This window comes from Helicobacter sp. 13S00482-2 (assembly GCF_002272795.1).
In the GTDB taxonomy this organism is placed as follows: domain Bacteria; phylum Campylobacterota; class Campylobacteria; order Campylobacterales; family Helicobacteraceae; genus Helicobacter_J.
Genome location: NZ_MLAT01000031.1, coordinates 1 through 6,753 on the forward strand (window position 1 = coordinate 1; position 6,753 = coordinate 6,753).

Genomic DNA, 6,753 nt, shown 5'->3' on the forward strand with positions numbered 1-6,753 from the left:
AAAGCAAAATCATAAATATTTAAAAAACTAAGTATTTTTTTATGTTTTTTAAGATGCGAATTTAAGAGGTCTTTTTTAAAACTTAATAATAACAAAGAACATATCAAAATTCTAATCTATAGGCCTATAGAGTCTCTAGGCTATTTTTTAGGCTACTTTGAAGCAATTTATAGGGGGACTATCTTAAATACAATCCATATTTATCCATTTCATCGGCAGATTGTTTTGTGACTTTCTCTTTTGTCTTAAACTCTTAACACATTATAAAAAATAAACTAGATGATAAAAACACAAATACTATTCTTATTATCAAGTTTGAAAAATCCTAGTACATTTCATTAAATAGCATCTCATATGATTTTCTATTTTGTAGTATTTATCTATATTCAAGATAGATTCTCATTATATTTTTTAAAAAAATAGACCTGATTGAATGCAAAACAATACACTTGATCTTTTTAAAATCATTAAAAACAAAGACAATTTCAAATAAGAAATTGATTTTAAAAAGATCACCCAATTTTATTATTTTAATAGAGCAATATGTGGGTACACTCAAAGACTTTCTATATCCCTTATGTAAAGACAAAGAAGGGAATTTAAGAAATAATTTGACACAATGATCATCTTGATATCAATCCTTCAAACACACTCAATTCTATAGTAGAAACTCCTAGATTCTTATCAGTATCAAATGAATTCCATTTGATAAGCATTGAACAATCAATAACGATATATTCAAACATTTTGAAGATACAATCTAAAAAACAATAATAAAGACAATAGTATGAATTTGAATCACAGAAGAAAAAGAAGATTCCCTATCCCTGCATCGACCTACGTTCCCACACCTGAAAGATGCAGTATCATCAGCGAAGAGGAGCTTAACTGCCAGGTTCGGAATGGAGCTGGGTGTTGCCTCCTCTCTATAGACACAAGGAAAAGGGAGTTAAAAGCAATAACATTGCCCTTAACTCCATTTTCCTATATAGGAGAATTTTACAATAATAGCCTAAAATATTTCAATCCTTCAATCTAAACGAAAACATCCCTTTAGATGTCAGATCCTAGTAATGAAACCCTATACACTCAATAAGGCAGTGATAACATATTCACACTTTTTTATCTATGAATATAAAATAAGCCAAACGGTCTATTAGTAGTAGTCAGCTGAATGTATTGCTACACTTACACATCTACCCTATCAAGCAGGTAGTCTTCCTGCGACCTTCAGGGAAAGTTAATCTTGGAGTTGGCTTCCCGCTTAGATGCTTTCAGCGGTTATCACATCCGTGCGTAGCTACCCAGCGGTGCTCTTGGCAGAACAACTGGTACACTAGTGGCACGTCCATCCCGGTCCTCTCGTACTAGGGACAGCTCTCCTCAACTTTCCTACGCCCACGGCAGATAGGGACCGAACTGTCTCACGACGTTCTGAACCCAGCTCGCGTACCGCTTTAAATGGCGAACAGCCATACCCTTGGGACCTGCTCCAGCCCCAGGATGCGATGAGCCGACATCGAGGTGCCAAACCTCCCCGTCGATGTGAGCTCTTGGGGGAGATCAGCCTGTTATCCCCGGGGTACCTTTTATCCTTTGAGCGATGGCCCTTCCACACAGAACCACCGGATCACTATGACCGACTTTCGTCTCTGCTCGACTTGTTTGTCTTACAGTCAGGCTGGCTTATGCCATTACACTCAACTTGCGATTTCCAACCGCAATGAGCCAACCTTTGCAAGCCTCCGTTACTTTTTAGGAGGCGACCGCCCCAGTCAAACTACCCACCAGGCATTGTCCTGCTTGAGGATAACTCAAGCCAGTTAGCAGACAGAAACATTAAGGGTGGTATCTCAAGGATGGCTCCATCTCCACCGGAGTGAAGATTTCAAAGCCTCCCACCTATCCTGCGCATAATGCTCCCATCGGCAGTGCCAAGCTGTAGTAAAGGTCCACGGGGTCTTTCCGTCTTGCCGCGGGTAGGAGGAATTTTCACCTCCACTACAATTTCACTGAATCTCTGGTTGAGACAGCTCCCATCTCGTTACGCCATTCATGCAGGTCGGTATTTAACCGACAAGGAATTTCGCTACCTTAGGACCGTTATAGTTACGGCCGCCGTTTACTCGGGCTTCAATTCAAAGCTTCGCATTGCTGCTGACTGATCCTCTTAACCTTCGAGCACCGGGCAGGCGTCACACCTTATACTTCCTCTTACGAGTTTGCAAAGTGCTGTGTTTTTGGTAAACAGTCGGGAGGGACTCTTTGCTGAGACCACATTGCTGTGGCACACCTTATCGCGAACTTACGGTGCTAGTTTGCAGAGTTCCTTAACCAGAGTTCTTTCACGCGCCTTAGAATACTCATCTCATCTACCTGTGTCGGTTTACGGTACGGGCAACCATTGCTAAACTTAGAGGCTTTTCTTGGCACGACGGTATCAGCGATTCTCCTATCGATCCGAAGATTTCAAGAAGCCTGTGAGGTTTCGAATACAGAGGTGGATTTACCTGTCCTCCAATCTACGCCCTTCGACCAACACTTCCATCAGTTGGCTCGCTTAACCCTATGCGTCCCCCCATCGCACACAATGGTTGGTATAGGAATATTAACCTATTTGCCATCGACTACCCATTTCTGACTTGTCTTAGGACCCGACTAACCCTACGATGACGAGCATCGCGTAGGAAACCTTAGATTTACGGCGAATATGATTCTCACATATTTTATCGCTACTCATTCCTGCATGCTCACTTCGCATCGCTCCAGCACTCCTTACCGGTATACCTTCAACGCTGATACGAACGCTCTTCTACCACTGTGCATCAGCACAATCTACGAATTCGGTGTCTATCTTAGCCCCGTTATATTTTCAGCGCGCAATCACTAGACCAGTGAGCTGTTACGCTTTCTTTAAAGGATGGCTGCTTCTAAGCCAACCTCCTGGTTGTCTGAGTAACTGTACATCTTTTTCCACTCAGAATAGAACTTTGGGACCTTATTCGGTAGTCTGGGTTGTTCCCCTTTTGACGATTGATTTTATCACCCACCGCCTGACTCCCAAGATACGGTAATAGGTATTCGAAGTTTGACAGGGTTTGGTACCGCGGTGAGCAGCCCTAGCCCAATCAGAGCTCTACCCCCTATTACTATCACTTGAGGCTATACCTAAATATATTTCGAAGAGAACCAGCTATCACTAAGTTTGTTTGGCCTTTCACCCCTATCCACAGCTCATCCCAACCCGTTTCAATGGGTACGAGTTCAGTCCTCCGCGAGCTATTACACTCGTTTCAACTTGGCCATGGATAGATCACTTAGCTTCGGGTCTGCAGCATCTGACTAAACGCCCTATTAAGACTCGCTTTCGCTACGGCTTCGCGTTTGCTTAACCTTGCCAGATACCACAACTCGCAGGATCATTATGCAAAAGGCAGTCCGTCACCCTGATAAATCATAGGGCTCCGAATGATTGTAGGCAGATGGTTTCAGGTTCTATTTCACTCCGCTCACTGCGGTTCTTTTCACCTTTCCCTCACGGTACTTGTTCGCTATCGGTCAAAGAGTAGTATTTAGGGTTGGAGAGTGGTCTCCCCTGCTTCAGTCCGGATTTCTCGTGTCCTGACCTACTCTGGATACTGCTACCTATGAATAATCTTTCGCATACGGGGCTATCACCCTCTATGACTTACCTTTCCAGATAATTCTGCTAGATTATTCAAGTGGATATTGCAGTCCACAACCCCAAGTGCAAGCACTTGGTTTGCCCTGTTCCCCGTTCGCTCGCCGCTACTAGGAGAATCTCTTTTGATTTCTTTTCCTCTAGGTACTGAGATGTTTCACTTCCCTAGGTTCGCTCCATTAAAGGTAACTAGCATCTCTACTAGTTGGGTTGCCCCATTCGGAAATCTATGGATCAAAGCTTCTTGACAGCTCCCCATAGCTTATCGCAGTCTAGTACGTCCTTCATCGCCTCTCTTTGCCAAGGCATCCACCATCTGCCCTTAAAAGCTTATTTAACAGATTTAAGATAAATCTCAAACCTGGCTTTCAAAGTATGATAAAACTGTGTGAATATTCTAAAGTTATCACTGCCTTATTGAATGTATGTATCACTTCTAAAATATTTAAAAAACTAAACACTTCAAAGCTCAACTCACTCTCAATAAAAAACAGAGTTAATTGTAGTTTCATTACTATTTTTTAGGCTATTAACAATAAAATTTTAAATAACACTTAGACAAAAGTCTAATTCAAACCTTTATATCTCATATGAGTGTCATAAAGACTCTGATTAAACTTCCTAATATAAAACTGATTACCTTCATCTACTCTTAAGTATGTATTGAAAAAAACATTCATACAAGATCAACTAAAGAAATCAAATCTAAACGATCAGGCCTTATCCATCTATTCATAGTATTTGATTGAACACCTTCTAAAGTGATCATCATATAAAATCCCATCTAAATAGGACCCTATGAAAAGAAGATTTCATAAGAGGAAATTATTGGTGGAGAATAGCGGGATCGAACCGCTGACCTCCTGCGTGCAAAGCAGGCGCTCTCCCAGCTGAGCTAATTCCCCTAATGGTGGGCTTAAGAGGAGTTGAACCTCTGACCTCACCCTTATCAGGGGTGCGCTCTAACCACCTGAGCTATAAGCCCCTATAACATCCTCTTATTTTTATGCTTCATCGATTGAAAGCAATCCCTGAAAACTAAGCAAGAAAAAGAAGCTAACTATTCTAAATGTCTATTCTAAAAAACGATGATTAAGATAAATGAATATCTTAATAAATCTCTAGAAAGGAGGTGATCCAACCGCAGGTTCACCTACGGTTACCTTGTTACGACTTCACCCCAGTCGCTGCATCCGCCGTGGACGGTAGCCAATTTAGCATCCCGGCTTAAGGCGAATACAACTCCCATGGTGTGACGGGCGGTGAGTACAAGACCCGGGAACGTATTCACCGTGACATTGCTGATTCACGATTACTAGCGATTCCAGCTTCATGTAGTCGAGTTGCAGACTACAATCCGAACTGAGAGATGTTTTTGAGATTTGCTCCACTTCGCAGTATTGCATCTCTTTGTACATCCCATTGTAGCACGTGTGTAGCCCTAGGCGTAAGGGCCATGATGACTTGACGTCGTCCTCACCTTCCTCCTCCTTACGAAGGCAGTCTCCTTAGAGTGCTCAGCCGAACTGCTAGCAACTAAGGACGAGGGTTGCGCTCGTTGCGGGACTTAACCCAACATCTCACGACACGAGCTGACGACAGCCGTGCAGCACCTGTTTTCAAGGTCTAGCAAGCTAGACACTCCGCTATTTCTAGCAGATTCTATCAATGTCAAGCCTAGGTAAGGTTCTTCGCGTATCTTCGAATTAAACCACATGCTCCACCGCTTGTGCGGGTCCCCGTCTATTCCTTTGAGTTTTAATCTTGCGACCGTACTCCCCAGGCGGGATGCTTAATGCGTTAGCTGCATTACTGGAAGGACAAGCCTCCCAACAACTAGCATCCATCGTTTAGGGCGTGGACTACCAGGGTATCTAATCCTGTTTGCTCCCCACGCTTTCGCGCATCAGCGTCAGTAATGTTCCAGCAGATCGCCTTCGCAATGAGTATTCCTCTTGATCTCTACGGATTTTACCCCTACACCAAGAATTCCATCTACCTCTCCCATACTCTAGATCAACAGTTTCAAATGCAGTTCTGTAGTTAAGCCACAGGATTTCACATCTGACTTATTGACCCGCCTACGCGCTCTTTACGCCCAGTGATTCCGAGTAACGCTTGCACCCTCCGTATTACCGCGGCTGCTGGCACGGAGTTAGCCGGTGCTTATTCCCAAGATACCGTCATTATCTTCTCTTGGAAAAGGAGTTTACAATCCTAAAACCTTCATCCTCCACGCGGCGTTGCTGCTTCAGGGTTTCCCCCATTGAGCAATATTCCCTACTGCTGCCTCCCGTAGGAGTCTGGACCGTGTCTCAGTTCCAGTGTGTCCGTTCACCCTCTCAGGCCGGATACCCGTCATAGCCTTGGTGAGCCATTACCTCACCAACAAGCTGATAGGACATAGGCTGATCCTTTAGCAAAATTCTTTCCCCCGTAGGGAGTATCTAGTATTAATCACCGTTTCCAGTGGCTATCCCAGACTAAAGGGCACATAACCTATGCATTACTCACCCGTGCGCCACTAATCCATCTCATAGCAAGCTATGAGACTTCATCGTTCGACTTGCATGTATTAGGCACGCCGCCAGCGTTCACTCTGAGCCAGGATCAAACTCTCCATAAAAGTTAAGTTTGTCCTCTCTCTTAGTGTCTCTTTTAATCACAAATTTTATCACTCTATATTTCAAGGGTCATAAACGAGTTGTATTTAAATAGATATTAACAACTAAGAGAAATAGTCTTATTTAAAATGAAATATTTGCGAATATCCATCTTAAATAGTTTGACTTCATTTCTCTTGCTTAGATTTCAAAGATCGTTACTCAATCAACAAATATAAAACTTAGAGATCATTTCTGATTTTAATTATATATCTGAAAAATTAAAGTAAAAGAACAACCATCAAATTAAACACATTTACTAGCTAAAATTGGCAACACTTTAGATTCAAAGAGTTTCAATCCCAGAAAACTTAATGATAAATACCAGAAGAGTTTTTAAATGAGGCTCACCTGAATGGGAGTGGAATATTACAAGCATATAGCTTAAGATTTGCTTAGGATAAAAGG

At 42.5% G+C, this 6,753-nt stretch carries 2 tRNA genes and 3 rRNA genes; all 5 read right to left on the bottom strand.

Annotated elements, in window-relative coordinates:
• Positions 1-824 precede the first annotated feature (824 nt).
• The 5 genes from rrf to BKH42_RS08770 all read right to left on the bottom strand — a co-directional run bounded on the left by rrf (position 825) and on the right by BKH42_RS08770 (position 6,308).
• A 5S ribosomal RNA gene (gene rrf / locus BKH42_RS08750) occupies positions 825-940 on the bottom strand.
• Between the two features lie 195 nt (positions 941-1,135).
• A 23S ribosomal RNA gene (locus BKH42_RS08755) occupies positions 1,136-4,018 on the bottom strand.
• A gap of 493 nt (positions 4,019-4,511) precedes the next feature.
• Positions 4,512-4,587 (bottom strand) — tRNA-Ala (locus tag BKH42_RS08760).
• A gap of 3 nt (positions 4,588-4,590) precedes the next feature.
• Positions 4,591-4,667: transfer RNA gene (locus BKH42_RS08765), tRNA-Ile, on the bottom strand.
• Positions 4,668-4,807: 140 nt separating this feature from the next.
• Positions 4,808-6,308, bottom strand: a 16S ribosomal RNA gene (locus BKH42_RS08770).
• The 16S, 23S and 5S rRNA genes sit together here with 2 tRNA genes alongside, the layout of an rRNA operon.
• Positions 6,309-6,753 lie beyond the last annotated feature (445 nt).